Source organism: Pseudomonas syringae (genome assembly GCF_002157375.1).
GTDB lineage: Bacteria > Pseudomonadota > Gammaproteobacteria > Pseudomonadales > Pseudomonadaceae > Aquipseudomonas > Aquipseudomonas syringae_T.
In genome coordinates this window covers 72,336-97,480 of sequence record NZ_MTSA01000020.1, presented here as the reverse complement: position 1 = coordinate 97,480, position 25,145 = coordinate 72,336, and the positions used below count along the sequence as shown (strand labels likewise).

Genomic DNA, 25,145 nt, shown 5'->3' with positions numbered 1-25,145 from the left:
GTATTCTTCGCGAGCGGGATATGCAGAACGCTCAGCGTTATAAGCAAGCCCTTGTGGGAGCGGACTTGTCCGCGAAGAGGCCATTACATTCTCCGAAGATGCATCGTCTGAACCACCGTCTTCGCGGACAAGTCCGCTCCCACAGAAAGCTCGTCTGAACGGACAAGCGAAGCATCGCCCGGTCCGCTCCCACGGCCTTCGGCCAGAATCAAAAACTCGTGCCATGCAGTCACTCAATAAGCGATCCGGATGTCCTGAAAGTTCAGGTCCTGCTCGACCTGCCCGGCATCGCCCTCGTCAAACAACAGGCGGTGAATACGTTGAGCGGTTTGCTGGAAGCCGACGCCACCAAGGCTTTTCAGGTCGTATTGGTGGCTGTTGATTTCCGCGCGCACACGTCCCGGATGGGGCGACAGCAACAAAATGCGATTGCCCACCACCAGCGCTTCTTCGATGGAGTGCGTGACGAACAGCAGCGTGAAACGCACCTCGTCCCACAGCTCCAGCAGCTCTTCCTGCATCTTGCGCCGGGTCAGTGCATCCAGCGCGGCGAACGGCTCGTCCATCAGCAGGATCTTCGGCTGCATGGCCAATGCCCTGGCAATCGCCACACGGGCTTTCATGCCGCCGGACAACGTGTGCGGGTAGGCATCGGCAAACGCGCTGAGGCCGACTTTTTCAAGGTAATAACGCGCGCGCTCCAACGCCTCGGGACGCTTCAGCGTGCGCGACGCAAGCAGCGGAAACATGACGTTCTCGATCACGGTTTTCCACGGTGGCAACTGGTCGAATTCCTGAAACACCACGATGCGGTCGGGCCCGGGTTCAGTCACCTGATGACCCGCTAGACGAATCTCGCCCTCGCTGGGCCGGATGAACCCTGCCACCGCTTTCAGCAAGGTCGATTTGCCGCAACCAGACGGGCCAAGCAACACAAAACGATCAGACGGGTCGACCTCGAAACTGACCTGATGCGTCGCCCTCACCACACGTTCAGGTGTGCGGTATTCGAGGCTGACGCCGCGGACGTGCAGCAAGGCTTCAGCGTTGTGCTGAACGACCGGTTGCGATTGGTCGCTCGTGCTGGCCGTGTGGCCTTGCGCGACAGCATTCATGAACAGCTCTCCTGAATCAAAACGGCGCAGTGCCTTGAATGGTCGTGCGATGCAGCTTGCGCCGCAGATGGGCCGGGCAACCGGCGGCCAGGTGAATCAGGGAGCGGTTGTCCCAGAACACCATGTCGTCGGGCTGCCATTGATGCCGATAGATGTGCTCGGGCTTCACGCTGTGGGCGTAAATCTCATTGAGAATCTGGCGGCTTTCATCTTCAGGCAGGCCGAGGATATGAGTGGTGAACCCCTCGCTGACAAACAGCGCCTTACGCCCGTTTTCAGGGTGGGTGCGCACAATCGGGTGGCTGACCTCGACCACTTGAGCCAGTTGCTCGGCGGTCAGGGTCGGGCGCCAGTTGACAGCGTTGTGGCCTTCCGCATAACGCGCGGTGTAGCTATGAACCGCCGAGCGCCCTTCAACGGCATCGCGCAGATGCTGCGGCAGTGTGTCCCACGCCTGATGCATGTCCGCGAACAGCGTGTCGCCGCCTTCACTCGGCAGTTCCTGGGCGTACAGCATCGACCCCAGGCTCGGCAGCTCTTTGTACGACAGGTCCGAATGCCAGTACTTACCGGCATCGCCCAAGCCCACCGGCTTATCGTTCTCGACAATGTTCGAGACGATCAAAATCTCGGGGTGATTGGCCAGCAGAAACTGCTTGAGCACATGGATCTGCAACACACCAAAACGCCGGCTGAAATCGATCTGCTGTTGTGGCGTGATCTTCTGGTCGCGGAACACCACCACATGGTGATCCAGATGCGCCTGATGCACGCGAGCGAAATCGGCATCATCGAGAGGCCTGGACAGATCAAGCCCGACGATTTCAGCGCCCACCTTGTCAGTGAACGGACGCACTTCAAACGATTGCGACGCGAAGCGAGGGGGCGATGCAACGTGGGAGACTGCTGGCATGAGAACTCCGACTCCAGAACAGATGTGACTGAAGAGGGAACTTTATAGGCATAAGAAAAATAATTTAAATACCGTTAAGGAATATGCATAGCGCTGGATGCTTCAGACCTTTTCTCTGTATCGACAACCAGCACAAATGTGTCACGGCAGATACATCCAAGTGTAAGAACGCCTTGCTAGGGTCTGCGCCTCATCCAGACCGAGTGAAGGCGTACGCTATGCGATCCAATAAACAGGTTGCCCATGTCATGGTGTCTTCATTGATACTGTCGTTGCTTGCGGTATCGGTGCAGGCTGCGAGCCGTTCGGGTGACAACAGGATCAATGGCGTTGATCTGCTTTCCGGGTTCAATACCCTGTGGACGACCGGCGCGACCTGGGATACCGGCACACCGACCGCACTGGGTCAGAGCCTGCTCAGGCGCAACCTGCAAATTGTGGTCGACCGCGCCAACTCCCGCACAGTCGCTCAGGAAACCGCCGCCTACTTCGATGACCGTCGCGACCAGAGCTACAGCGCCATCAGCGGCCTGGGTTCCTTGAGCGATGGCTATAAGGCAGGCGCCGGCGCTTTCACGACCATCACGCAATTCGATGACAGCAACAAAACCGTCAAGTACGACGACAAAGGCAACGGCGCAGGCAGCTCATCTTCCGCGCTGGGCAAAGTCGTGGATCTGGTCGGCGCTGTGCGCAACGATGCGTCTACCACGCCGGCCAAATCCCACTATCTGTACCCACGGCCGTGGCGCCAGAGCCTGGACGGTCAGAGTCTGGCATTCGTGGTTGCGCCTTCACTGCGCCCGGCCGAAAGCACTACACCGGCCAGTGACTCGGGTTTCCCCAGCGGTCACACCAACGCGGCGTATCTGTCTTCATACGCACTGGCCTACGCGATTCCCGAGCGCTTCAGCGAGTTGATGCTGCGCGCCTCGGAAATCGGCGATAACCGCATCGAAGCCGGCATGCACTCGCCGTTCGACGTGATGGGCGGGCGTATCACCGCGACCTACTTTGCCATCGACAACCTGTCGAACCCGGCCAACGCCCAGTTGCGCGCCGATGCTCGCGCCCAGGCGCTGGCCTATTTCACGGCGCAGTGCGGCGGTGACGTCAACACCTGCATGGCGACCATCGACCCGGCCACCGACCGCACCTCGCAGCATGCGCAGGACAAGGCATTGTTCACCTCGCGCATGACCTACGGCTTCGACCCGGTCGGCCCGACCAACCTGGCACCCGTGGTGCCGACCAACGCCGAAGTGTTGCTGGAAACCCGCTTCCCGTACCTGGACGCCAGTCAGCGCCGCGAGATCCTGGCGACCACTGAAATTTCGTCGGGCTACGCCGTGATCGATCAGTCGGGGGGTTATGGCCGCCTGAACCTGTACGCGGCAGGCGACGGCTATGCGGCATTCAACTCGAACGTCACGGTCAACATGAACGCCAGCCTTGGCGGCTACAACGCTATCGACGCCTGGCGCAACGACATCAGCGGCAGCGGCGCGCTGATCAAGAACGGCACCGGCAATCTGATGCTGACCGGTAACAACACCTACTCCGGTGGCACCGTGATCAACGGTGGCGTCCTGACCGGCCACGCCCAGGCGTTCGGCAGCGGCACCATTACCGACAACGCCACGCTGGTGGTCGATCAGTCGACCAACGCGACCCTGGCCAACACGCTGGCGGGCAACGGTGCCTTGATCAAACGGGGTGTCGGCTCGCTGAACCTGACCGGCAACAGCAGCCTGTCCGGTGCAACCACTGTGCAAGCGGGTCGTCTGGCGGTAAACGGCAACCTGGGCAATTCCATCGTCAGTGTGCAGCAAGGCGCAACACTGGGCGGCAACGGCACCGTTCGCGGCATCAACGTCGCTCAAGGCGGCGTGGTTGCACCGGGCAACTCGGTGGGGCAATTGAACGTAAACGGCGACGTCAACCTCGCTCAAGGTTCGGTGTACCAAGTAGAGTCGGACGCCAACGGCAACGCTGACCGCATCGTCGCCAGCGGCCGTGCGACCATCAATAACAGCACACTGTCACTGGTCGAAGGCGGTAACTGGGTCGCCGCGAGCCGCTACTCGATTCTTTCCGCAGCCGGCGGCGTGAGTGGTGCATTTGCCGCAGTGCAAACCAACTTCGCCTTCCTCACCCCGACCCTGAATTACACCGCGACCGATGTCGGGCTGACCCTGGCTCGCAACGCACAGACGTTCTCAAGCCTGGCGACCACCGACAACGCCCGAGCCGTCGCGCAAGGCCTGGACAGCGCCGGCGCAAACAACGCGCTTTGGCGTCAGGTGGTACAGGATGATGCATCGACCGCCCAAGCGACGTTCAAGGCATTGTCCAACGAACTGCATGCCTCGACTCAGTCAGCGTTGATCGAAGACAGCCGTCTGGTACGCAACGCCATGAACGACCGCATGCAGCAAGCGCAGTCGGCACAGGCATTTGGCAGCAGCACACAAACCCTCGCTGGCGATGCGTCGCGTGGTGTGGTCTGGACTCAGGCCATCGGCGCCACCGGCAAAACCGAAAGCACCCGCGACGTCTCGGGCCTCGACACGCACACCAGCGGCTTGCTGTTCGGCGCTGACGTGCCGCTTGACGACACTTGGCGTGTAGGCGCACTGGCCGGTTTCAGCAACAGCAGTTTCGACGTGCGCCATGCCTCCGGCTCCACCGACAGCGACAACTACCACCTGGGTGTCTACGGCGGAGCCAAGTGGGGCCAGCTTGCCTTGCGCCTTGGCGCGGTGCGCACCTGGCATGAGCTGACCGCCAAGCGCACGCTGGACCTGCCCGGCTCGTCCGAGCACTTCAAAGAGGATTACAAGGCGGCGACCAATCAGGTCTTCGGCGAATTGGGCTACGCCATCGAGATGGGCAACGCGCAGCTCGAACCCTTCGCTAACTTGGCGCATGTGCGACTGGACACCGACGCCTTCGACGAAAACAGCAACGCGATCAGCCTGCAAAACAAATCCCAGGACAACCACATTACCTTCAGCACCCTCGGCCTGCGCGCCGCCACTCGCCTGAGTGTCGGCAGCGTCGCGGTCAAACCCAACGCCACACTGGGCTGGCGTCGTGCCTACGGCGATGTCACACCGGAAAGCCGAGCAGCCTTCAACGGCGGCAGCACCTTCGAACTCTCCGGCGCACCCATCGCACGCAGCGCAGCGGTACTCGGCGCAGGTGTTGATTTAGGGTTGAGCGACACACTGAGCGTCGGGGTGAGTTACAACGGCCAAGTGAGCAGCGACGCATCCGATCAGACGCTGAATGCTCGAGTAACGTTGGCGTTTTAAGGCTGAAATAGCGTCACGTGTGCTGTTCCCTGTTGGCATTCAGGGGGCAGCATGCGGGACTTTACGACTCGATGCGTAGGAACACCAAGTAGGACCTGTCAGAAAAACCCAAGCGGCTTTGACATCATTATTGGCCCTCTCTACCGTGCCCCTGCAAGCAAGCCGGGACCGTCAGGGAGACGCCGAATGTCGCTATGGAACATCCTGCCCACGTGGTTCGATATAGAAAGACGCATGACCCATCGCATGGGCTATCAGAGTGGGGGCAGCTTCGAGCACGGCCTCAACCATGAACCCGTCCCGACACTGCGCCTCAACCTTCGGCGCATCAGCACGATCAGAACTGCGTTCATCCGGGCTGAATGGGAAGCGGCGCGGCTGATTGGGCGGCGCTTCGCAGACATCGATATTGCCAGCATCATCAACGACCTGATAGACGTGATTAGCCAGATGGCCATGATCGTCGCGGGCAGCACGCTCGCCGGGGGCGCGATAGGCGCAGGGGTCGGCGCAGGTTTCTTTGGAATTGGCGCAGTCCCTTCTGCCGCAGTGGGTGCCGCCGCCGGCCTGGAACTCAGCACCTGGATTCTTGGCATTCTCGGCCTGGCCTCCATTGCCGAATTTTTCATCGACGGCCTCCCACGCATTGCCGAGCATTACAAGCGTGGCATCAAAGTCGCGTGGGAAGGGACGCGTGGTGAACCGGGACTCAACCCGTTCGGTGGCGGCGATGATCCCTACGTTATAGACCGCGCCGCACATCACATCGCCCAAGGCCATGCGGCTGAAGCACGTCGCGGAGCGACACTCATGAATTCTAAACTTGAAAGATGCAAGTAGGGAGCATTTATGGACGAGCACTTTAGTTTTTTTCTTAAAAAATTCGTCCCTGAAATTTATCGTTATGAGGTGCCTGAGACGAGCATTGCACGATACAAAAACAAACTTCCAGATCAGCTGCTCAGCTATTGGACTGAACACGGCTGGGCTGGATATGCCGATGGATTATTTTGGACGGTAAACCCTCAAGACTACGAATCCATCATCAGTCACTGGATCCCTACTACAGGACTTAATCAGACTGAAAAATACCACGTCATTGCACGCGGAGCTTTCGGCGTACTTTATGTATGGGGTGAAAAGGGAGGGCACTGCCTTAACATTTCCAGCTACGCCGGGCGCTACTACTCTTTTTCCAACCCCTTTACTGGAGAAAAATTAGAACTGGGAGCCCACGTTTTTTTCTCCTCATTAAATCCTGCCTATAACGACTTATCTGATCTATTTAAACCGGCTCTCGAAAAACTCGGCCCACTCAAAAGTGACGAAATGTACGGCTTCGTCCCTGCTTTGGCACTCGGCGGACCGATGGAATTAGAAAATCTGCAAAAAGTTAAAACCATCGAACACTTAACATTCCTGTCTCAGCTCTCGCCCCTTCAGGACTGGGGATTCCCTGATGTTTGACTGCAGCAATGGATTCATTTTCAAGGCGCTCTTGGCACGGGTTGCGTCATGGATGGGCACTGTACGTTTCCTCAGAAACCCTGGCCCATCCAGACTCAGTGAAGCGACATCAGCCCCGTTTTTCATTTTCCGGCTTTCTGGTCAGCCTCAAGCATCGAGGACGGGAATGGCGCGCGGGCTTTTGCAAACCACCACATGGCACCTGCCCCGAGAAGGGAAGTCAGCACGGCCAGTATCAGGATGACCTGCTGGGTGCCCAAGGGTGCGGCCAGCAAAGCCACCAGCAAACCTGCCAAAGGCTGGGACAGGTTGTTAAGCAACGTGATCACGCCGACCGTCTTGCCGAAGTCCTGCTGCGGTATCACCCGCTGCCGGATAGTGCGCATGTAGACGTTAAACATTTTGTCGAAACCGACGATCAACAGAAACCCCACCGTATAGCCGATCAGGTTAGGGCTCAGGGCGCTGATAAATGCCCCGATTGCGATCATTGAATACCCGACCCCACCCAGGACCCGCAGAGGCAGCACAACACGGGCCAGAAAGAACAGGATCACGATAGTGGTCACCGCCCCCGCCGCCTGCAGCCCTGCGTAGTTGTCTTTGCCTGCGCTGTACTCGCCGATCACCATGGCTGCCGAGGTCGCCAAGGTCACCCCGACGATCAGGTTGACCCCTACCGCCAGTGTGATGATCTTTTTCAATTCCGCCAGGCTACGGATATGCCCGAATGCAATCCGCAACGGCTGCAGCCAGATGTCCTGATGCTGCTCGAACACCTCCAGCGTCATACGGCTAAGACGTTGCCACACCAACATGCTCAGGTCTGCCAGCAGGAATAATCCGGCGATCCAGAGCACCACCCAGTGCCAGGCCCACACCTCCAGCATCAGTGCTGCGACCAGAGGCCCGAGAACGAGTCCCGTCTGGTCGGCGATCTGGGAATAGGACAATGTTTTGGTGTAGCTGTAGTGCTCAAAGATATGCGGCATGAGCACTTCGCGCGCCATGATGCCTTGCGTCGTCAGCACCCCGCACAATGCCGAAAGCACCACGAGCCATCCGATGCCGTCGAAGAGTGCGTAGAGCACCATCGCCAACACGCAGAGCAATGCCCGGTACACCTGACTGATGTGCAGAATTCTGATAGGCGAGTACTTGTCGCACAGGGCACCGCATACTGGAAACGCGAGAAACCTCGGTAACGATTCAACAAAAAACGCCAGCCCGGCCAATGAAGCGCTCTGGGTGGTCTGGAACACCACAAGCGGCACAATAAACAACAGGATCTGATCCGCCAGCCTCGATAGAAAAAGCGAGGTAAAGAAAGCGAGGTAATCCTTACGCATGGAGAACTCCTGTCAGTAAGCAGTGCGGCATAGCGCCAAAGGAAACTCAGTAGGCGGATCCCGAAACGTCATTGAGATTATGTCGCTCGTCACCCTGCAGTGGTGGATTGAAAACGCTGACCAGTATCAAGTCTTGCTCCTTGCCGCCGCGCAGGAAGTGGCGATCATGTTGATCAAGCACATACACATCTCCAGGTCGGATCGGAAATACATTGCCTTGCATGTCTTCGACCTCACCTTCCCCTCCGATGCAATAGCACGCCTCTAGGTGATTTCGGTAATGCAAGAGCGATTCTGTGCCCGCGCGGACAATGGTATGGCACAGCGTAAACCCCATAGCATCTTGTTCGGTCAGCAGACGGTGACTGGTTCCGGCCCCCCATTCGACGAAGTAAGGTGTTTTCTCGACATCGGTCTTGTTGCGAACGAACATGTGAAACCTCTCTGAGACAGTCGATTGGAAACCAAATCAGTTCTTTTGAGTGCTGGCAGCGACGGGCCGCAGAATGGCATCGCCACAGGCCTGCATCGTTTCGTTCCAGGACACGTCGCGGTGCGCGACCATGGCCTGGATATCACGCCAGTGGCGCTGAAGCGGGTTACTGGCTACCAACGAAGACGCGCCGAGCCTTTCCACTAACCGGCGTACAGCCTGCAGGCACTGGTCCGCCAGATAAGCGCGGTCGCGCTTCAGCTGTAATAGTTGCTGCGCGTCCAGCCCCTGGTCATTGATACCCGCCTCATGCAGACGAGTGATTAACGAGTCATACAACAGCCCGGCGCTGTAAAGCTGCGCGGCCGAATGGGCAGCCTGTTCGGCGATCCGGGGATCGCTGACCGTTGATGAACCGTTGAGAGCAGCTACAAACGCCGCAAGTGCGCCCTCGGCGCAGCCCAGTAGAGGGCCAATGATTGAGGTGGTCAGGTAGGGCACAAGGGGCACTCTGTCTATGTAGTCGCCCGCTTGCGCAAGCGGGTCCTGCGCAAACACCTTATGCAGCGCGAAGACACGATCATGCGGCACCAACAACCGGCGGAGCAGCACGTCGTGGGAACCCGTTGCCGCCATACCGCAGCTGTCCCAGCTATGAAGCCTCTCAACTTCACTGGCGGCGATCAGCACCAGAAAACGCGCCGTATCAGCCGCTTCCGGGTGGTTCGGGCAGGGGGCGTTGAGCATCAACCAGGTCGCGTCCTCAATACCTGAACTGAAGCGCCACCGCCCGTCAACCCGAACACCGTCCGATTCAAAGGACAGCAGACTATCGGCGCTGGTGGAGGCTGAAGCGAAGAGCTGTCGCGGGCCATGGTGGTAAAGCTGGTCTACGCAGACAGGAGGTAGTCGCCGGGCAATTGAGCCGTGCCCTCCCACTAACGCCAGCATCCACCCTGTCGAGGCGCACGCCCGAGCGGCAATCCGTGCGCTTTCTATCAGCGTGGGCCAGTGACCGGTGCTTGTGACGCAAGCGCGCGGCGACACCAGATCCAGCCAGCCTCCGGCAAACAGTTCGTCAAATGTGTTGCCGCTCAGCCGACGATTTTTTTCAGCTGCCGCAGCCCGCTCCCGCCACAAAGGCAGGTGCTCGACTGCCCGCTGACACATCGAGGGCAATGCGTTGGGCTGGAACGCTTGCTCCGCTGGATCAAGCATCGCCAAGCTCCACACTCTCGTTTTGCGCGTGAGCTATAGCGCCAAGACGCGAACGTTCAAAGCAAAAACCCGCCGGCTGGACGGTCGGGCCCAATAGACCCAGAAACTGCTCGATCTTTTCAGGGTCGTCCGAGGCAATGAACTCACAGAAGTTGCTACTGCTCCACAGGAGATGCACACATCTAAACCGAGCGGACAGGGCACTCACCAGTTCTTCCAGTGTGACCTGACCGTTTTGCATGTGCTCGAGCATCTGCTCGCGCTTCCAGCGGATCTCTTCTTCACTGAAGTAGCGGGTCTTGAACTGCTCGTCCTTGATCCGCTCCCGCAGCAGGTATTCTTCCGGATCGGGATGGTTAAGCTTCTCAAGGAAAAATACCAGGCCGCCGGGTTTTAGAAATTGTTTGATATGGGAGATTTGGCCGACGCGATCACGGGTATAGAACTGAAATGCGGCCATCTCGTAAATGAAATCGAATCCCTCGCTGAAACGATCGTATTCGGGGGTTTGCAATAGCTCTCTTGTTACCTTGAACACCGACTGTGGAAAGAACAGCGACAGTGCCGGGTCGGCATACCGGTCGAAGGCTATCTGATTGGCCCCGTTTGGAGAGGACGTAAAGCTTTGAATCAGACCGTGCGAATGGTCAGCAAGCGCACGGCCCTGACTTCCGTCAAAGGCGTCCACTTCGAACAGGCTGAAGGTTTGACCTGTTTCTCTGCCATAGCGCTGAGCAAAACGGGTCAGCGCAACACCGACTCTGGCCAGTTCTTCGAGGATGTAGGGCACGCTGGCCAGGAAGTGGGAGAATAATGGCCCGGCGCCTGCAATCAGGCGATCGTGATAATCGAGGACGCATCGGTCCTGAATCTCACACCGCAGGTGACTGTCCAGGGACTGTAAGGGCACCTGGCTGGCACCTGTGGCCAAACGGTTGAAGTGTTCTGCGAGTTTCAGCATCGCACTCTGTTGTAAGTCGCGGTCGAGCGCCGTGTCGTCTTTCGGCTGGAGTGACGTCTTCATGGCATAGCTCCTACTATCAGATCAGTCCTTTGGCGGAAAACTTGCCAGAATCGGTTTTTGGCAGGGCGTCAAGAAATACGCACTGAGTCGGGACCATGTGCCAATCCAGGTGCTCCTTGCAGTAGTCGATCAGCGTCTGCTCGCTTGTTTCGCGATGATCAATATCAAGCACAATGCAAGCCTTGGGCACATGCCCGGCCGACTCGTCAGCGACCGGCACCACCAGCACCTCGGCAACCGCTGGGTGCGAGGCCAGGCACTGCTCGATTTCCAGCGGGTTCACGTTCCAGATATTGCGCGCAAATACGGCGTCCTTACGGGCGACATAGTAGAGATAGCCCTCTGCATCCTGCTTGAAGAGATCGCCTGTGCGGTACAGCCGTGAGTGACCGAAGGCGTTGTGTACAAAGGCTCTGGCGTTCGCTTCAGGCATATTCCAGTACTCAAGCATCAGGTAGTCGCTTGTCACCAGCAACTCGCCAACCTGTCCAGGCTGGTCGATAACGCGGTCCTGCTCGTCCAGCAAGTACAGGCTGACACCGGGCAGGGGTTTGCCTACCGACGTTGGGCGACGATCAATTTCTTCGGGGCACAGGTAGCTCACGCGTTTGCATTCAGTAAGTCCGTAGTTGGAAAAAATCTGCACCTGAGGCAGCGCTTGGCGAATGCGCTGAATATGACGGCTATGGAGGGCCTGCCCGCTGCTGGAGATGTAACGCAAGCCTGGCACTCGCGCCTGCCAACCGGGTCCTGCATTGGCCAGCAGGAAAAACACCGGAGGAAAGACATGCATTGCCGTAACCGCCTCGCGTTCGACGACCGCGAGTACGTCTTCTGCGCTACTTGCAGGCCGGCTCTCAACAACGCTGGTGGCGCCCGCGTATAACGGCATCATGACGTTATAGACGCCGTAATCTGATGCCAGTGTCGAGTAGCTGAGGATTCGGTCCTCTGTGTTGTTACTCAGGTACGCGGTGACCCGACTGCTGGCTGCCAACATGATGCGGTGATTGACGAGCACACCTTTAGGATTGAAGGTCGATCCCGAGGTGTAAAATATCGATGTGGGACGCTCAGGATCATCGGCCAATAACGAGTCAACGGCATTCGTTTCATCGCGGTACTTCGCGATGGCATCGGCAAGCTGGATAACGCCAGGTATCGCTATTTGAACCGGGACGGTGAGCAAAACAAGCTCGAGATCAGCCTTATGAATCAAATCAGGCAGATCCTCAGTGCAGTCAGTAATCAGCACCCGGGCACCAGAATGCTTGAGCTGATGAATCAGCTTGGTACGACTGAGCGTGTGATGAGTCGCAGCAGTGATCACTCCGGCTTGCAGCATACCGAGGTAGCTGGCGATCAGATCAATGGAAATCGGCGCGTACAGACCAACCCGGTCGCCCGGGAGGATACCGAGCGCTGGCAGCACCGACGCTATGGCATCTGCCTGCGTTTGCAATTCTCGATAGGAAGTCGCCTGCCCATCCAGAATGATGGCCGGTTTAGTAGGGTATCGGCCGGCATGATTTGCGATAACCTGATGAAATAACGACATGGCTGAATATCCTTTTAGGCGAAACCCTCCTGACGTTACTTACGTTTTTGCGCGCACACCGAAACATAAGTGCCTTGCCACGTATAAGGCGCGATGGGCAAGTTGCCGGCGTCCGTCAGCGGCCAACTTTGCTTGTCAAAGAAATGATTAAAAGCCACGATATCAAATCCACTCAGCCACGCATCGAAAAAGCCTTCGCTGTCCTGAATGGAGAGCCCGGCCTCTTTGTCCCAGATGAAGGGTTCTCCGGTGGTTTGAAAGAAACGAGTCAGGTCTGACAGAAGATCCAGAAAAACATACCCGCCGGGTTTCACGGCACTGATTATGTTCGGCATCACCTGTTGAAGTTCATCTTTCGTGAAGAAGTGGAGCACTTCGGAGCAGACGAGCACATCATAACGTTCACGTGCGAGTGTGCAGGTCAGGATATCAGCCTGCTGAAAGTTCAGGTCCTTTAACCAGGGATTGAGTGTCCGGCTATGCACCGTGCTGTCAACCATGTCCACGCCGCTCAGACGATAACCTTTACGCGCCAACGCAGTGAGATTGCGCCCGTCCCCGCAGCCAAGCTCAAGCGCTTCACCCGGACCATCAGGCAGGCGTGATAAAAACTGTTTGAACTCGCCTCGTAACTCACCAAACAACGTACCGTCAGGGCAGGCACTGTACTCGCTGTCGTACCATTTTTTCAGAACGGAACTGTCTACTACTTTCATAGTTATTCCCTGTCATTTATGCAGATCCATGCACAACACATAACGTCGCGTGACAGCGCGTGACCTGTAAATAGTCAATAGATTGTATGGACTTGGAACAGCTATGAAAGAGGGCGGGGGCGACCCGAACAGTAATGCATCATTAGAAATCCACTTTATTATTAGTAGTGCATCCGTTTCAGACACTCATTAGACGTCTTGCAACGGAGCGAAATACTTGCACTCGACCTGATGGCCTGTCAAGGCGAAATCACTGTTTTGGATCCAATAGTTTTGTCACCGCTGGGTGACACTGCTCGCATCCCTGACCTTTTATAATTCAATACTTCGGATAATCAGTGAGTTGCGAACATCCCTCCCCTAAGGCCTGACCGCCGCGTACCTATGGTTTTCTGCCTGGAATGGGCACGATAGGTGCTCTTGCGATCAACACTCGGTCCTAACGCTCTCAAAGAGCCCGGAAAACGAGGCTTGCTGGCTTCTGCCGCAGCGCGTGGGAGCGAACTTGTTCGCGAAGACTGTATTTCAGACGAAGCATTTTCGGTGATGACACAGGCCCTTTCGCGAACAAGTTCGCTCCCACGGCCTTCGGCCAGAATCAAAAGAACTTGTGTACAACGTTGAGCGTCCAGAACGGCATGCGACGCGGAGCGTCGCACGATAGGGGGGATTATCGTCTCAGCGTACGAACGAGAGTCATAGTCCAGACACCCTGTTTTCAGGAGCTGTGACGACCTATTCGCGAGCAAGCTCGCTCCAACAAGTTCTATGTACGCTGAACGAAAGTCAGTGGGTCAGAACGCTGGCAGTACCGCGCCTTCGTACTTCTTGTTGATGAAGTCTTTGACTTGCTGGCTGGTCAGCGCTTTCGACAGTTTCTCGATGGCATCGGTGTGGGCGTTGTCTTCGCGGGTGACAAGGAAGTTCACGTACGGCGAGTCCGCACCTTCGATAATCAGCGCGTCTTTCTTCGGATTGAGCTTGGCTTCCAGCGCGTAGTTGGTGTTGATCAGCGCAAGGTCAACCTGGCTCAGCGCCCGTGGCAATACAGCCGATTCCAGTTCGCGGAACTTGAATTTTTTCGGGTTGCTGGCGATGTCTTTTGGCGTGGACAGAGCGTTGGTCGGGTCCTTCAGGGTAATCAAGCCACCTTTCTGCAACAGCAGCAGCGCACGGCCTGCGTTGCTGCCTTCGTTTGGAATGGCGATGGTTGCGCCTTCAGGCAGCTCGGCCAGTTTCTTGTACTTTTTGGAGTAGCCACCAAACGGCTCGACGTGTACGCCAACGCCGGTCACCAGGCTAGTGCCCTTGCCTTTGTTGAAGCCATCCAGATAAGGCTTGGTCTGAAAATAGTTGGCGTCCAGGCGCTTTTCGCTCAACTGAACGTTCGGCTGTACGTAGTCAGTGAAGACCTTGATTTCCAGGTCCACACCTTCCTTGGCCAGGGTTGGCTTGATCAGCTCAAGGATTTCCGCGTGGGGCACAGGTGTCGCGCCGACCACCAGTTTTTCGCCAGCATGAGCCAGGCCAATTGAAAATACAGCCGCCAGCGCGGTCATCAAAAACGTCTTTTTCATGCGGTGTCCTTAGCGAGATCCGGAAGCGTCATCGAAAAATGACGCCTTATGATTCAGTGATTTGCCGCCGCCTTATCAAGCGCTGCGACATCATGTAGACATTACCGATGTTTTATATTCCGAGAAAATACTTTTTAAGCGGATGCTTATTCTTTTTCGTACCACAGTACACCGCTGCCTGACCGAAACACGGTGCAGACGGCTCAAGGCGACGTTTGCTCCAGTTGCGCAGTCACGGTTTCCAACAGTTGCCGCAGTGCCGAAAGCTGCTCGCGATCCCCACCACTCAGCACTCGTCGCGCCTGACGCTCGATCAGTGTCAACGGGGTAGCGATGTCCGGCAGGTTGATGTCTTGCGCTTGAATCTCGTCACCGCTGCTGACCAGCAAGGCAAAGTGGATGACGTTTTCCAGCTCACGGGTGTTGCCGGGCCAGCTATGGGCTTCGAGCGTGCGCTGCGCGTCTTCGCTGATCAGTTGCACGGGCAGGTTGAGACGCTGGCTGTAAATGCCGACAAAGTATTCGGCCAATGGCAGGATGTTGCCCGGCTGCTCGCGCAACGCAGGCAAGTCGAGACGCCCTTCGCTGAGGTAGTGATATAGCCGCTCGTGGAATTTACCGGCGGCTACCGCCTGCGCCAGATCGATACTGGTAGCGGCGACCAGACGCACATCGACCGGGCTGGGCTGGTGCGCGCCGACTCGTGTGACTTCGTGATTCTCCAGCGCGGCAAGCAGCTTGACCTGAATCGGCAACGGCAAGTCACCGATCTCATCCAGGTACAAGGTGCCGCCATTGGCCGAACCGAACCAGCCTGCACGGCTGCTGATCGATCCGCTGTGCGCGCCGGCTGCGTAGCCAAACAGTTCGGCATCGGCGTAGGTCGGGCTGATGGCGCCGCAGTTCACCGACACGAACAAGCCGGAGCGATCACTGCCGCGATGAATATGCCGCGCCAGCAACTCTTTGCCGGTCCCCGATTCGCCGCGGATCAGAACCGGCAGCGAACGCGGAGCCAGCAGCTCCATCTCTTCGCGCAGGCGGCGTGAGCGCGGGTCGATGAACACCAGCGCTTTCGCGCGAATGCTGAGCGGGCTTTTTTCTGCATCGGGAAAAGTCAGCAGCGGCTGACCGAAGGTTTCGTGAAGACTCATGACACACTCCCGCTTGAGCCTCTGCGATGGCTCAAGCGTTAAAAAGACGGGACCGGAAAGGTCCGATAAACAGGTCGCCCGGTCATGCGCGACGGCGCGCGCGTTGCTCCAGACGGTTTTGCAGCCGGTAGAGATAAGCGAAACCTTGCTCCCAACGCTGATGGCCGGACTTGACGTTGATGTGCCCGGCCTGACTCAGAAACCCGAGCTCGGCACCCCAGTGACGCGCTATTTCGAGGGCACGCTGAGAGCTGACTGCGGGGTCGTTGTCGGAGCTGACAATCTGTGTCGGAAACGGCAGCAGGTCGGTCGGAATGGGGGCGAAGTTGCGCAAGGCAGGCGGGCAATTGGGGCGCTCGACGTCGGCAGGTGCGACCAGCAGCGCACCTTGCACCTGACGCAGGGTTTCCAGCGGAGCGAGCTGCGCCCAATGCGCGATCGTCACACACCCCAGGCTGTGAGCGATCAGGATGACCGGCGTGCTGTCGGCAGCAATCGTGCGCTGCAATTCGCCCACCCAGTCTTCTCGGCGCGGCTTGAGCCAGTCGGCCTGTTCCACGCGCGTGCTGTTGGGCAAGCTGTTTTGCCAGTGGGTCTGCCAATGATCATCAGGAGACCCTTGCCAGCCTGGCACGATCAGATACCGGATCGACTCGTTATGCATGGATTTGCCTCCTGCACGTATGCGTTCATGAGGCGAGTATAGGGATCGAAAGCACATCCTCTAAGGAATAAGAAGATATTTATTAATACTCAAAAAGAATATAAGACTGCGGACGAAAAAAAGGGACTGCACCCTGCCTTCAAGGAACAGCCCCTAACAAAATGACTTTCAGGGCAAAGACTAGCCGCGTTTCGTTACAGGAATACGACGGACCTCAGGTTGCCGCAACAGGACGAATGCCCGGTTCGCCAGTCGCCAGCATCACCGGCTCTTCGTTTTGCGGGACTTCACGGGCCACATTCCACACCACGACCGCTGCAATCAGATCGAACACCGCCAGCACCACGAACAGCGGGCTGTAGCCGATTTTAGTGACCAGTACGCCGAACACCATCGTGAAGGCTGCAGCACCAAAAAAGCCGAACATCCCGCCCATGCCGGTGGCTGTGGCGACCTCGTTTTTGCCAAACGAATCCGAGGTGATCGAGTACAGCGCACCCGACAGGGTCTGGTGAGCAAAGCCGCCAATGCACAGCAACGCGATGGCGGTGTAAGGACTTTCAACCAGACCGATGCAGGCCGGACCGATCATGCAGGAACAGCCGAACAGCATGACCATCTTGCGCGAGGTGAACAGCGATACCTTGCAGTACTTGTGGAACAGCGGGCTGAGATAACCGCCCAGTACACAGCCGACATCGGCTGCCAGAAACGGCAGCCAGGCGAACATCGCGACCTCCTTGATGTTCATATGGCGCTCAGTCATGAGGTACAGCGGAATCCACGCATTGAAGGTTTGCCAGGCGGGCTCGGAAAGGATTCGCGCTGAGGCGATGGCGTAGAAATTACGGTTTTTGAACAGGCGTTTCCAGCTGCCCTTCTGGGCCGGCGCATCCTTGAGGCGCGCTTCCTGGCCATTGAGGATGTAATCGCGCTCGGCATCGCCCAGAAGCTTTTGATCACGAGGATGCTTGTACAACAGCAGCCACAGGCCGCTCCAGATGATCCCCAGGCCACCGACGATCAGAAACGCCAGTTCCCAACCGCTTTGCAGGATGGCCCAGACCACCAGTGGCGGAGCGAGCAGTGCGCCGAACGAAGAACCGATGTTGAACCAGCCGATGGCGACCGAACGCTCCTTGGCCGGAAACCATTCGGTCGTGGTTTTCACGCCGGCAGGCAGGCCTGCGGCTTCAGTCAGCCCGAGCAGGCCGCGGAAGATCGCCAGACTCTGCCAGCCCGTTGCGAACGCCGCAGCAGCGCAGGCTGCAGACCAGGCCACGGCGAAAATCGCAAAGCCCATCTTGGTGCCGATGGCATCAATGATATACCCCGCGACCGGTTGCATGACGGCGTAGCACAACTGCCAGGCAACGACGATGTGCGCGTACTGCTCGGTGGAAATGCTCAGTTCACTCATGAGCGTCGGTGCCGCGACGGACAGCGTGTTACGTGCGAGGTAATTGACGACGAGACCGGCCGTGACCAGTCCTACCATCCACCAACGAATACCTTTTATCTTCATCTCTTCACCCTGGTTATTTTTAGATTGGCGATGAGCGCCCCGCGGTCTGGAACCGTGAGCCGGCTAGTTTTTGTAACGTCAGATTACGGGTGCTGTAGGGGGCTTAAAGCAGATAAATCGCTGATTTTCGCGTATTAACGCAAATTTTTCGTACGAGAAAGACACGTTTGCCGCTTGGGGGAAGGGACTGACCATAGGCTTGTTACTCTTTGAATTGTTTTTATGGTTGCTATTTTTTCGAAGTCTTATGTTGTCGTACAACATGACGCATTTATAGTCATTTGCCATGACGCTGTCAATTGCCAGAAAAGCATCTGCGCTATGCCACGCGAGCGTTAGCGGGGCTTGTCAAATGGCGGTGGGATGCCTGCGTTATACGACAACCGTCTAGAACTGCTCACTCATAGTTCGCTTTGGCATATTCGTGGCTGCCTTGGCGATCAACAGGCACAGGAATTCCCGGCCGGCCTCAAGAATCGGTTTCCAGGCACTTGCACAACTGTCACAAATGATCTCATTCTGACGCTGGTGTCGGGCAAAGGAGCTGCCTTGTGACATCTGCACGGGCCTGAGCCGGTGCAAACTGCAACCTCCCCAAGGAATAGGCGTCCACATGCCCGAACCAAGCAGTCTCGCCAGCTGGACACGCGCCCTGCGCAAGCAACTTGACGCCTTGGGCGCAGACAGCAACGCGCTGTGCAAAAGCGCGGGCATCGATCCGGATTTACTCGACGATGCCAGCGCGCAATTTCCGGCGGACGTCACCGCACGGCTGTGGCAACTGGCGGTGCAGTCCAGCCGCGATCCGGCACTTGGGTTGCGCGTGTCGCGCTTTGTCAGCCCGACAGCCTTTCATGCGCTGGGCTACACACTGGTGGCCAGCGGTTCACTGCGAGAAGTTTTCGAACGAATCGTACGCTATCGCTCGACCGCAGAAGACTCTCTGGAGCTGGACTTCAGAACGGTCGGTGAACGCTACGAGTTTCGCTTTGGCACACCGAAATCGTGCCAATCACCTGTTCATGAATTACTGGATGCCTTCGCGGCCATTTACGTGCGCACGTGCCGCAATCGTCTGGGCAGAGGCTATGCACCGCTGGCCGTACACCTGCAACGCCCCACACCCAACGATCCGCGGCCATGGGAAGACCTGTTCCGCTCACCGGTGAATTTCTCGGCAGAGGAAAACCTGCTGGAATTTGGCGGTGATGATTTCGACAGCCACCTGGATGACGGCCCGATTCAGGTGAACGAACAAAAAACCAGCGGCGACCCTTTGCCTTCACTGATCTGGGAGCAACGCGTACGTTCGGCCATCGAGACACTGTTGCCGGATGGCGAGCCTTCAGCCGAGTGCATCGCCGAAGCCCTGCACCTGAGCCCGCGCAGCCTGGAGCGCCACTTGGCGGATGAAGGGTGCAGCTACGACCTGCTGCTCAATCAATGTCGCCAGAACCTGGCACTGCTGCACATGAACGACCCGCAAAGCTCGCTGAGCGAAATCGCTTACCTGCTGGGTTTCACGGACACCGACACCTTGAGCCGCGCCTTCAAGCGCTGGACCGGACTGACACCGGGGCAGTATCGGAATGAGTTGGCGAGGTGAAGGTCAGGACACTCTCGAGCGCATGGCGTGGCGCCGATAGGTGACGCGGAACGTAACGTCACGCCACGGCATTCCCACGCGGGAGCGGTCGGAACGAGCGGTGTTCAGCTCAGTCCAGGTCCTGACGGGCATCCAGCCGTGCCAGCTCCGGCAGATCCCCCGACAACCCCAACGCTTCGCGCACGAACAACGCTTTGGCTTCCGGCATCTGGTTGACCATTTTGAGGCCGGCGTTACGCAGCCAGCGCAGCGGCAACGGGTTGGCCTGAAACAGGCGTTCGAAGCCTTCCATCGCGGCCATCAGCGCCAGGTTGTGCGGCATACGGCGGCGCTCGTAGCGACCCAGGACGCGAATATCCGACACGCGCTCGCCGCGCTGCGCAGCGTGGGTCAACACTTCCGCCAGCACCGCAGCGTCGAGAAAGCCCAGGTTCACACCCTGCCCCGCCAACGGGTGAATGGTGTGCGCCGCGTCGCCAATCAGCGCAAGGCCCTTGGCGACGTAACGCTTGGCATGGCGCTGACGCAGCGGCACGCATAAACGAGAGTCAGCCGTCAGGACCTGACCGAGCCGGCCCTCGAATGCGCTTTCCAGCTCGCGACAAAACAGGTCGTCCTCCAGCTGCATGAGGCGTTCGGCCTCAGCCGGCGTGACCGACCAGACGATGGAGCACCAATGTTCACCCTCACGTTCCAGCGGCAGAAAGGCCAGCGGACCGTCGTCGGTAAAACGCTGCCACGCGGTTTTTCTGTGAGCATCGGCCGTGCGCACGCTGGTAACGATGGCGTGGTGCTGATAGTCCCACTCTCGCGTCGGCGTTTCGGTCAGGCGGCGCACCGCCGAATTCGCACCATCCGCAGCAACCACCAACGGCGCACGCAGCAGGCGACCGTCAGCCAGCGTCAGCAGCCAGTCATCACCGGAGTGACGCATCTGCTCGAGGCGCGCATTGGCCAGCAGCCCGACATCACTGTCGTGCAGCCGGTCGAGCAACGCATCCTGCACCACACGATTTTCGATGATATGGCCCAGCACATCGGCATGCACGCTGGACGCAGAAAAGTGGATCTGCCCGGTGCCGCTGCCATCCCAGACGTGCATGTGCGCGTAAGGGCTGGTGCGACGCGACACGATGCCCTCCCACACGCCAAGGCGCTGCAGGATGCGCTGGCTGGCCACCGACAGGGCACTGACCCGCGGCTCGAACGTCGACTGGCTGTCGAACGGTTTGACGCTCAGCGGGCTACCGTCGACCACCAACACATCAAGGCCGCTCCCCTGCAAGGCCAGCGCAAGGGTACTGCCGACCATTCCGGCTCCGACAATCAGCACATCTGCGCGCGTTTCCATGGTCAAACCGCTCTCGCTTGCGGCCGAAGCCGGCTGTTGAAATTGTTGGCGTCACACATCGGTTCGAGTCCCCAGCCCCATGGCCTGACGCGCAAACCAGCGCTTGGCAACCGGCAGCAGGTCCAGGCCCAGCAAACCCAGGTTACGCCCTGTGGCCACCGCCGTCTGGCTGCTGCCGAACAGGCGCGTCACCTTGTCGGAGAAACCAACGGTCAATTGTTGATCCTGCCGCTGACGCTCACGGTAAAGCGCCAGCGTCGGCAGGTCGCCCAGCGGGGCATCGCTGTCCAGCAGCGTTTCGGCCAACGCATCGGCATCGCGCAATGACAGGTTGAAGCCCTGCCCGGCAATCGGATGCAAACTGTGCGCAGCGTTGCCGAGGATAACCAGATGCGAGCGCACCTGCTCCTCGGCTTCCACCAGCGCCAGCGGGTAGACATGGCGCGCACCGACCTGACGCAAGGCGCCCAGGCGATAACCGAAGACGCCCTGCAGTTCTTCAAGAAAACGGCGGTCATCCAGCTCGGCCAGACGCTGAGTGTCGTTGCCCGGACGCGTCCAGACCAGCGCACAGCGATTGTCTGGCAACGGCAACAAGGCCATCGGCCCGTCGTCGGTGAAGCGCTCGAACGCCTGCCCGCAGTGAGCCTCGCTCGGCGAGATATTGGCGATCAGCGCGCTCTGATCGTAAGGACGCTGCCGCACCCCTATACCCAGCTGCTCGCGCAGGCTGGAGCGACCACCGTCGGCAAGCACGGCAAGGTCGCAATCCAGCTCGGTGTCATCGTTCAGGGTCAGGCGGTAACCATCGGGCAGCGGCTGCATCTGCCTGACTTCCGCCGGCACGCGCCAGCTCACGACGTCACGGTCCAGCCCGGCCCAAAGGGCCTGACCGAGCCAGGCGTTTTCCACGACATAGCCAAGCGCCGGAACGCCCTCTTCGATGGCGGACAAGCGGGTAGCGCCGAAGCGACCGCGGTCCGAGACCTGAATTTGCAGGATCGGCTCGGCGCGTCGGGAAATCTGTTGCCAGATGCCCAACCGCTCGTAGATGCGTCGGGCACCGAACGACAGCGCGGAGGAGCGAGCATCGTAGCTGGGCTGCCAGGCTTCCCCCGGCGCAAAAGGCTCGATCAGAACGATCTTCCAGCCCCGCGCCTTGGCACCTGCCTGCAGCGACAGGGCGAGACTTGCACCGACCAGCCCGCCGCCAACAATGGCGATATTGAACCGGCTCATGCGACCTGCACCCGTGCGGCGGCCATCAGCGCCTCGATCTCGGCGACGGTCTTGGGCACGCCGCCGGACAGGATTTCACAGCCTTGCCGGGTCACAACCACGTCATCCTCGATTCGCACACCAATACCTCGCCATTTCTTCGCGACATCCAGATTGTCGGGGGATATGTAAATCCCGGGTTCGACGGTCAGCATCATGCCAACCTCCAAAACTCGCCACTCGCCGCCGACCTTGTATTCACCGACGTCGTGTACGTCCATGCCCAGCCAGTGTCCGGCACGGTGCATGTAGAACGCTTTGTAGGCTTCCGTCTCGATCAAGTGATCAACATCGCCTCGCAACAGGCCCAGTTCAACCAGCCCTGCGGTAATCACCTGGACCGTCGCTTCGTGTGCCTGGTTCCAGTGTTTCTCGGGACCAATGGCATCGAACGCCGCATATTGGGATTTGAGCACCAGTTCATAAATGGCTTTTTGCTCGGCTGAAAACTTACCGTTCACCGGGAAGGTGCGGGTGATGTCGCTGGCATAACAGTCCATTTCGCAACCCGCGTCGATCAACACCAGATCACCGTCCCTGAGGACCGCGTCATTCTGCTGATAATGCAGAATGCAACCGTTACGGCCCGAGGCGACAATGGAGCCGTAGGCAGGCATTTTCGACCCGCCCTTGCGAAATTCATAATCCAGCTCAGCTTCCAGGCTGAACTCGTGCAGACCGGCGCGACAAGCCTGCATGGCACGCACATGGGCGCGCGCAGAAATATCTGCCGCCGCACGCATGACCTTGATCTCCGCCGCCGACTTGTACAGACGCATGTCATGCAGCAGGTGATCCAGCGCGACAAATTCCTTGGGCGGCTGTGCGCCCAGGTGCGCCTTGGAACGAATCACATTGATCCAGTCCATCAGATGCCGGTCGAACTCCGGGTTGCTGCCCATCGCCGAATACACCCGGTCACGGCCTTCGATCAGCCCCGGCAGAATTTCATCGATGTCTGTAATCGGAAACGCATCGTCCGCCCCGAAATCCCGAATTGCGCCTTCCTGCCCTGCACGCAAACCGTCCCACAATTCTCGTTCAGGGTTGCGCTCACGGCAGAACAGGACGTACTCGCCGTACTCGCGCCCGGGAATCAGGACGACCACGGCTTCTGGCTCGGGGAAGCCGCTCAGGTACTGAAAGTCGCTGTCCTGCCGGTACACATGCTCGACGTCACGATTGCGAATGGCGACCGCGGCGGCGGGCAGGATCGCGATGCTGTCCGGCTCCATCTGAGCCATCAGGGCCTTGCGACGGCGGGCGTATTCGGACTTCGGGATCTGAATCATGGGCGGCGGGCGTCCTGATGGCGCTCACCGGCTCCGGCGGCAAGCGCCCGGGCCGGTGTCGCCGTGATGGCTGTCAGTCAGTGCAGAGAAGGCTTGGGTTCCGGCGCGGTCGGCTCGTTGAACTCGGTGAAGAGCAGCAACGGCGCTACGCGCATGTATTCCATGACTTCCATGTAGTCGGTCTCGCCGTCTTCGGACTCTTCCAGCGCATCCTGAACCTGGGCGATGGCCGCCAGGTCCTCAAGAACCGCCTTGGCTTCAGTGCCGAGCGTCTTGTCGCCGATGGCCAGGCCAAAGCCCGCCAGGAAGCCCTGACACCATTGGCCCAGCGCAGCAGCACGCTCGGTCAGCGGCTCGTCGTCACCGGGCAGCAACAGCACGACCGTCATGTCGTCGCCGGTGAGTTCGCCTTTGACCATCTCTTGCAGGCCGACCAGCGCAGTCCGAATGTTGTCTTGCGGCTCGGTTTCGAATAGGACGGAGGCATCGGCGAACCAGCCTTCTTTATCGAAACCGGCACCCGCGCAACTGCGGCCCAGCAACAGACCATGCAGCTCGGCGGGGGATACCTGATGACCGCCACTGTTGAGCAGGGTGGCGAACGCTTTGTACGGAGAATTCTGAATGGGCATGGGTAGCTAGTCGCCAATCGGCGCAATGTCTAGAATGGAGGCCTTGTATCCTAGACTATCCGCGCGACAAGATCACCCGGACGGCGGTTCGAGCTTGAGCATAAGCATCGCTCCCCCTGCCACTCATCAGAAAGTACTCAGTGGAAAACAATGGAAGACACCGACCTGCAAGCGCTGATGAAACGTGTGGAGCTGCTCCTGAAGTATGCCGAGCAACTTAAAGGCGAAAACGCACTCCTAGTAGCTCAGGAAAAATCCTGGCGCGAGGAACGCGCCCAACTCATTGAAAAAAACGAAATCGCCCGGCAGAAGGTCGAGTCAATGATTTCGCGCCTCAAAGCCCTGGAGCAAGACTCATGAGCAATGGCAACAGCGTTACCGTTCAAATCCTCGACAAGGAATACTCCATCATCTGCCCTCAGGAAGAGCGCACCAACCTGGTCAGTGCTGCGCGCTACCTGGACGGCAAGATGCGTGAAATCCGCAGCAGCGGCAAAGTCATCGGCGCCGATCGCATCGCCGTAATGGCCGCCCTGAACATCACTCACGACCTGCTGCACAAGGAGCATGTGCCTGACGTGCAGGCCAGCGGCTCGACCCGCGAACAGGTGCGTGACCTGCTCGACAAGGTCGATCTGGTGCTGGCGACAGACACGCCCGGCACACCGGATTCAACTCGGGGCTGATTATTGCGGGGCATTTCTGTATACTTGCGCCGCTCCCTGGAGTGCTTGCCAGTCGGTCATGTCCCTGAGCCGATACGCACAACCACGGGGGTTGCACGTTGGGGTTGGTGTGCATGTCCGCTAGACGGAAAGCCTTAAAACCTCCTGCAATCTCCACCTTGAACTTTCGGGTTCAAGGGCTAAACCGACAGCGGTTCGTCGGGGAGTCCATATTCAATACATTGCCAGACGGCCTGTCTGGCAATGACGATCCAGCTCTGGTTTCAACCT

21 protein-coding genes, 1 other RNA gene and 1 pseudogene are annotated in these 25,145 nt (G+C 58.5%); 7 read left to right on the top strand and 16 right to left on the bottom strand.

Features of this window, described 5'->3' with window-relative positions:
* Positions 1–233: 233 nt before the first annotated feature.
* Positions 234–1,115, bottom strand: a complete 882-nt coding sequence (locus tag BW686_RS22495) for an ABC transporter ATP-binding protein (protein ID WP_084919657.1) — start codon at positions 1,113–1,115, stop codon at positions 234–236.
* Between the two features lie 16 nt (positions 1,116–1,131).
* A complete protein-coding gene (locus tag BW686_RS22490; RefSeq protein WP_084919656.1) occupies positions 1,132–2,028 on the bottom strand; it encodes a TauD/TfdA dioxygenase family protein in 897 nt (298 codons plus the stop codon).
* Positions 2,029–2,246: 218 nt separating this feature from the next.
* On the opposite strand from BW686_RS22490, the gene BW686_RS22480 reads away from it, so the two are divergent.
* The 3 genes and pseudogenes from BW686_RS22480 (at position 2,247) to BW686_RS22470 (ending at position 6,812) form a co-directional block, all read left to right on the top strand.
* The gene (locus tag BW686_RS22480) at positions 2,247–5,345 is read left to right on the top strand and encodes an autotransporter domain-containing protein (RefSeq protein ID WP_143514213.1); all 3,099 of its coding nucleotides are present in this window, start codon (positions 2,247–2,249) and stop codon (positions 5,343–5,345) included.
* A 186-nt stretch (positions 5,346–5,531) separates the two neighbouring features.
* Positions 5,532–6,125 (top strand): annotated as a pseudogene (locus BW686_RS22475) (DUF6861 domain-containing protein); the annotation flags it as partial.
* Positions 6,126–6,194: 69 nt separating this feature from the next.
* Complete coding sequence (locus BW686_RS22470; protein WP_084919655.1) at positions 6,195–6,812, top strand: GAD-like domain-containing protein; 618 nt, start codon at positions 6,195–6,197, stop codon at positions 6,810–6,812.
* A gap of 122 nt (positions 6,813–6,934) precedes the next feature.
* On the opposite strand, the gene BW686_RS22465 is transcribed toward BW686_RS22470, so the two are convergent.
* The 10 genes from BW686_RS22465 to BW686_RS22415 all read right to left on the bottom strand — a co-directional run bounded on the left by BW686_RS22465 (position 6,935) and on the right by BW686_RS22415 (position 18,003).
* A complete protein-coding gene (locus BW686_RS22465; RefSeq protein WP_084919654.1) occupies positions 6,935–8,161 on the bottom strand; it encodes an MFS transporter in 1,227 nt (408 codons plus the stop codon).
* 46 nt (positions 8,162–8,207) lie between these two features.
* Positions 8,208–8,594, bottom strand: coding sequence for an ectoine synthase (locus BW686_RS22460; RefSeq protein ID WP_084919653.1), 387 nt, complete (start codon positions 8,592–8,594; stop codon positions 8,208–8,210).
* A 36-nt stretch (positions 8,595–8,630) separates the two neighbouring features.
* Positions 8,631–9,812, bottom strand: coding sequence for a hypothetical protein (locus BW686_RS22455; RefSeq protein WP_084919652.1), 1,182 nt, complete (start codon positions 9,810–9,812; stop codon positions 8,631–8,633).
* Complete coding sequence (locus BW686_RS22450; RefSeq protein WP_084919651.1) at positions 9,805–10,836, bottom strand: hypothetical protein; 1,032 nt, start codon at positions 10,834–10,836, stop codon at positions 9,805–9,807. Before BW686_RS22450 ends, BW686_RS22455 begins: the two co-directional genes overlap by 8 nt.
* 16 nt (positions 10,837–10,852) lie before the next feature.
* Entirely contained in the window at positions 10,853–12,394 is a 1,542-nt protein-coding gene (locus BW686_RS22445) for a class I adenylate-forming enzyme family protein (protein WP_084919650.1), read from the bottom strand.
* 35 nt (positions 12,395–12,429) lie between these two features.
* Positions 12,430–13,110 carry a class I SAM-dependent methyltransferase gene (locus BW686_RS22440; RefSeq protein WP_084919649.1) on the bottom strand — a complete coding sequence of 227 codons (681 nt, stop codon included), beginning with the start codon at positions 13,108–13,110 and terminating at the stop codon, positions 12,430–12,432.
* 794 nt (positions 13,111–13,904) lie between these two features.
* Positions 13,905–14,687, bottom strand: a complete 783-nt coding sequence (locus tag BW686_RS22430) for a MetQ/NlpA family ABC transporter substrate-binding protein (protein ID WP_084919648.1) — start codon at positions 14,685–14,687, stop codon at positions 13,905–13,907.
* Positions 14,688–14,890: 203 nt separating this feature from the next.
* Entirely contained in the window at positions 14,891–15,841 is a 951-nt protein-coding gene (locus tag BW686_RS22425; RefSeq protein ID WP_084919647.1) for a sigma 54-interacting transcriptional regulator, read from the bottom strand.
* Positions 15,842–15,923: 82 nt separating this feature from the next.
* The gene (locus BW686_RS22420) at positions 15,924–16,505 is read right to left on the bottom strand and encodes an alpha/beta hydrolase (protein ID WP_084919646.1); all 582 of its coding nucleotides are present in this window, start codon (positions 16,503–16,505) and stop codon (positions 15,924–15,926) included.
* Positions 16,506–16,719: 214 nt separating this feature from the next.
* Positions 16,720–18,003, bottom strand: a complete 1,284-nt coding sequence (locus tag BW686_RS22415) for an MFS transporter (protein ID WP_179149357.1) — start codon at positions 18,001–18,003, stop codon at positions 16,720–16,722.
* Positions 18,004–18,643: 640 nt separating this feature from the next.
* Between BW686_RS22415 and BW686_RS22410 the strand changes: the two genes are divergently transcribed.
* Positions 18,644–19,636: an AraC family transcriptional regulator gene (locus BW686_RS22410; protein WP_084919644.1), complete on the top strand. Its 993-nt coding sequence runs from the start codon at positions 18,644–18,646 to the stop codon at positions 19,634–19,636.
* A 109-nt stretch (positions 19,637–19,745) separates the two neighbouring features.
* Here BW686_RS22410 and BW686_RS22405 read toward each other — a convergent pair whose 3' ends face one another.
* The 4 genes from BW686_RS22405 to BW686_RS22390 all read right to left on the bottom strand — a co-directional run bounded on the left by BW686_RS22405 (position 19,746) and on the right by BW686_RS22390 (position 24,189).
* Positions 19,746–20,987, bottom strand: a complete 1,242-nt coding sequence (locus tag BW686_RS22405; protein ID WP_084919643.1) for a 2-octaprenyl-3-methyl-6-methoxy-1,4-benzoquinol hydroxylase — start codon at positions 20,985–20,987, stop codon at positions 19,746–19,748.
* Between the two features lie 51 nt (positions 20,988–21,038).
* Positions 21,039–22,226, bottom strand: a complete 1,188-nt coding sequence (gene ubiH / locus BW686_RS22400; RefSeq protein WP_084919642.1) for a 2-octaprenyl-6-methoxyphenyl hydroxylase — start codon at positions 22,224–22,226, stop codon at positions 21,039–21,041.
* Positions 22,223–23,557: a Xaa-Pro aminopeptidase gene (gene pepP, locus BW686_RS22395; RefSeq protein ID WP_084919641.1), complete on the bottom strand. Its 1,335-nt coding sequence runs from the start codon at positions 23,555–23,557 to the stop codon at positions 22,223–22,225. Before pepP ends, ubiH begins: the two co-directional genes overlap by 4 nt.
* A 77-nt stretch (positions 23,558–23,634) precedes the next feature.
* Positions 23,635–24,189: a YecA/YgfB family protein gene (locus BW686_RS22390; RefSeq protein WP_084919640.1), complete on the bottom strand. Its 555-nt coding sequence runs from the start codon at positions 24,187–24,189 to the stop codon at positions 23,635–23,637.
* A gap of 150 nt (positions 24,190–24,339) precedes the next feature.
* On the opposite strand from BW686_RS22390, the gene BW686_RS22385 reads away from it, so the two are divergent.
* The 3 genes from BW686_RS22385 (at position 24,340) to ssrS (ending at position 25,084) form a co-directional block, all read left to right on the top strand.
* Complete coding sequence (locus BW686_RS22385; RefSeq protein ID WP_084919639.1) at positions 24,340–24,549, top strand: TIGR02449 family protein; 210 nt, start codon at positions 24,340–24,342, stop codon at positions 24,547–24,549.
* Positions 24,546–24,875, top strand: coding sequence for a cell division protein ZapA (locus tag BW686_RS22380; RefSeq protein ID WP_024674562.1), 330 nt, complete (start codon positions 24,546–24,548; stop codon positions 24,873–24,875). The genes BW686_RS22385 and BW686_RS22380 overlap by 4 nt, the downstream gene beginning before the upstream one ends.
* A 30-nt stretch (positions 24,876–24,905) precedes the next feature.
* Positions 24,906–25,084: non-coding RNA, 6S RNA (ssrS, locus tag BW686_RS22375), on the top strand.
* The last annotated feature ends 61 nt before the right edge of the window (positions 25,085–25,145 follow it).

Bases quoted from the DNA above. Each gene is read 5' to 3' on its own strand.
- BW686_RS22495 (WP_084919657.1), bottom strand. From the start codon at position 1,115: ATGAATGCTGTCGCGCAAGGCCACACGGCCAGCACGAGCGACCAATCG.
- BW686_RS22490 (WP_084919656.1), bottom strand. From the start codon at position 2,028: ATGCCAGCAGTCTCCCACGTTGCATCGCCCCCTCGCTTCGCGTCGCAA.
- BW686_RS22480 (WP_143514213.1), top strand. From the start codon at position 2,247: ATGCGATCCAATAAACAGGTTGCCCATGTCATGGTGTCTTCATTGATA.
- BW686_RS22470 (WP_084919655.1), top strand. From the start codon at position 6,195: ATGGACGAGCACTTTAGTTTTTTTCTTAAAAAATTCGTCCCTGAAATT.
- BW686_RS22465 (WP_084919654.1), bottom strand. From the start codon at position 8,161: ATGCGTAAGGATTACCTCGCTTTCTTTACCTCGCTTTTTCTATCGAGG.
- BW686_RS22460 (WP_084919653.1), bottom strand. From the start codon at position 8,594: ATGTTCGTTCGCAACAAGACCGATGTCGAGAAAACACCTTACTTCGTC.
- BW686_RS22455 (WP_084919652.1), bottom strand. From the start codon at position 9,812: ATGCTTGATCCAGCGGAGCAAGCGTTCCAGCCCAACGCATTGCCCTCG.
- BW686_RS22450 (WP_084919651.1), bottom strand. From the start codon at position 10,836: ATGAAGACGTCACTCCAGCCGAAAGACGACACGGCGCTCGACCGCGAC.
- BW686_RS22445 (WP_084919650.1), bottom strand. From the start codon at position 12,394: ATGTCGTTATTTCATCAGGTTATCGCAAATCATGCCGGCCGATACCCT.
- BW686_RS22440 (WP_084919649.1), bottom strand. From the start codon at position 13,110: ATGAAAGTAGTAGACAGTTCCGTTCTGAAAAAATGGTACGACAGCGAG.
- BW686_RS22430 (WP_084919648.1), bottom strand. From the start codon at position 14,687: ATGAAAAAGACGTTTTTGATGACCGCGCTGGCGGCTGTATTTTCAATT.
- BW686_RS22425 (WP_084919647.1), bottom strand. From the start codon at position 15,841: ATGAGTCTTCACGAAACCTTCGGTCAGCCGCTGCTGACTTTTCCCGAT.
- BW686_RS22420 (WP_084919646.1), bottom strand. From the start codon at position 16,505: ATGCATAACGAGTCGATCCGGTATCTGATCGTGCCAGGCTGGCAAGGG.
- BW686_RS22415 (WP_179149357.1), bottom strand. From the start codon at position 18,003: ATGGTAGGACTGGTCACGGCCGGTCTCGTCGTCAATTACCTCGCACGT.
- BW686_RS22410 (WP_084919644.1), top strand. From the start codon at position 18,644: ATGCCCGAACCAAGCAGTCTCGCCAGCTGGACACGCGCCCTGCGCAAG.
- BW686_RS22405 (WP_084919643.1), bottom strand. From the start codon at position 20,987: ATGGAAACGCGCGCAGATGTGCTGATTGTCGGAGCCGGAATGGTCGGC.
- ubiH (WP_084919642.1), bottom strand. From the start codon at position 22,226: ATGAGCCGGTTCAATATCGCCATTGTTGGCGGCGGGCTGGTCGGTGCA.
- pepP (WP_084919641.1), bottom strand. From the start codon at position 23,557: ATGATTCAGATCCCGAAGTCCGAATACGCCCGCCGTCGCAAGGCCCTG.
- BW686_RS22390 (WP_084919640.1), bottom strand. From the start codon at position 24,189: ATGCCCATTCAGAATTCTCCGTACAAAGCGTTCGCCACCCTGCTCAAC.
- BW686_RS22385 (WP_084919639.1), top strand. From the start codon at position 24,340: ATGGAAGACACCGACCTGCAAGCGCTGATGAAACGTGTGGAGCTGCTC.
- BW686_RS22380 (WP_024674562.1), top strand. From the start codon at position 24,546: ATGAGCAATGGCAACAGCGTTACCGTTCAAATCCTCGACAAGGAATAC.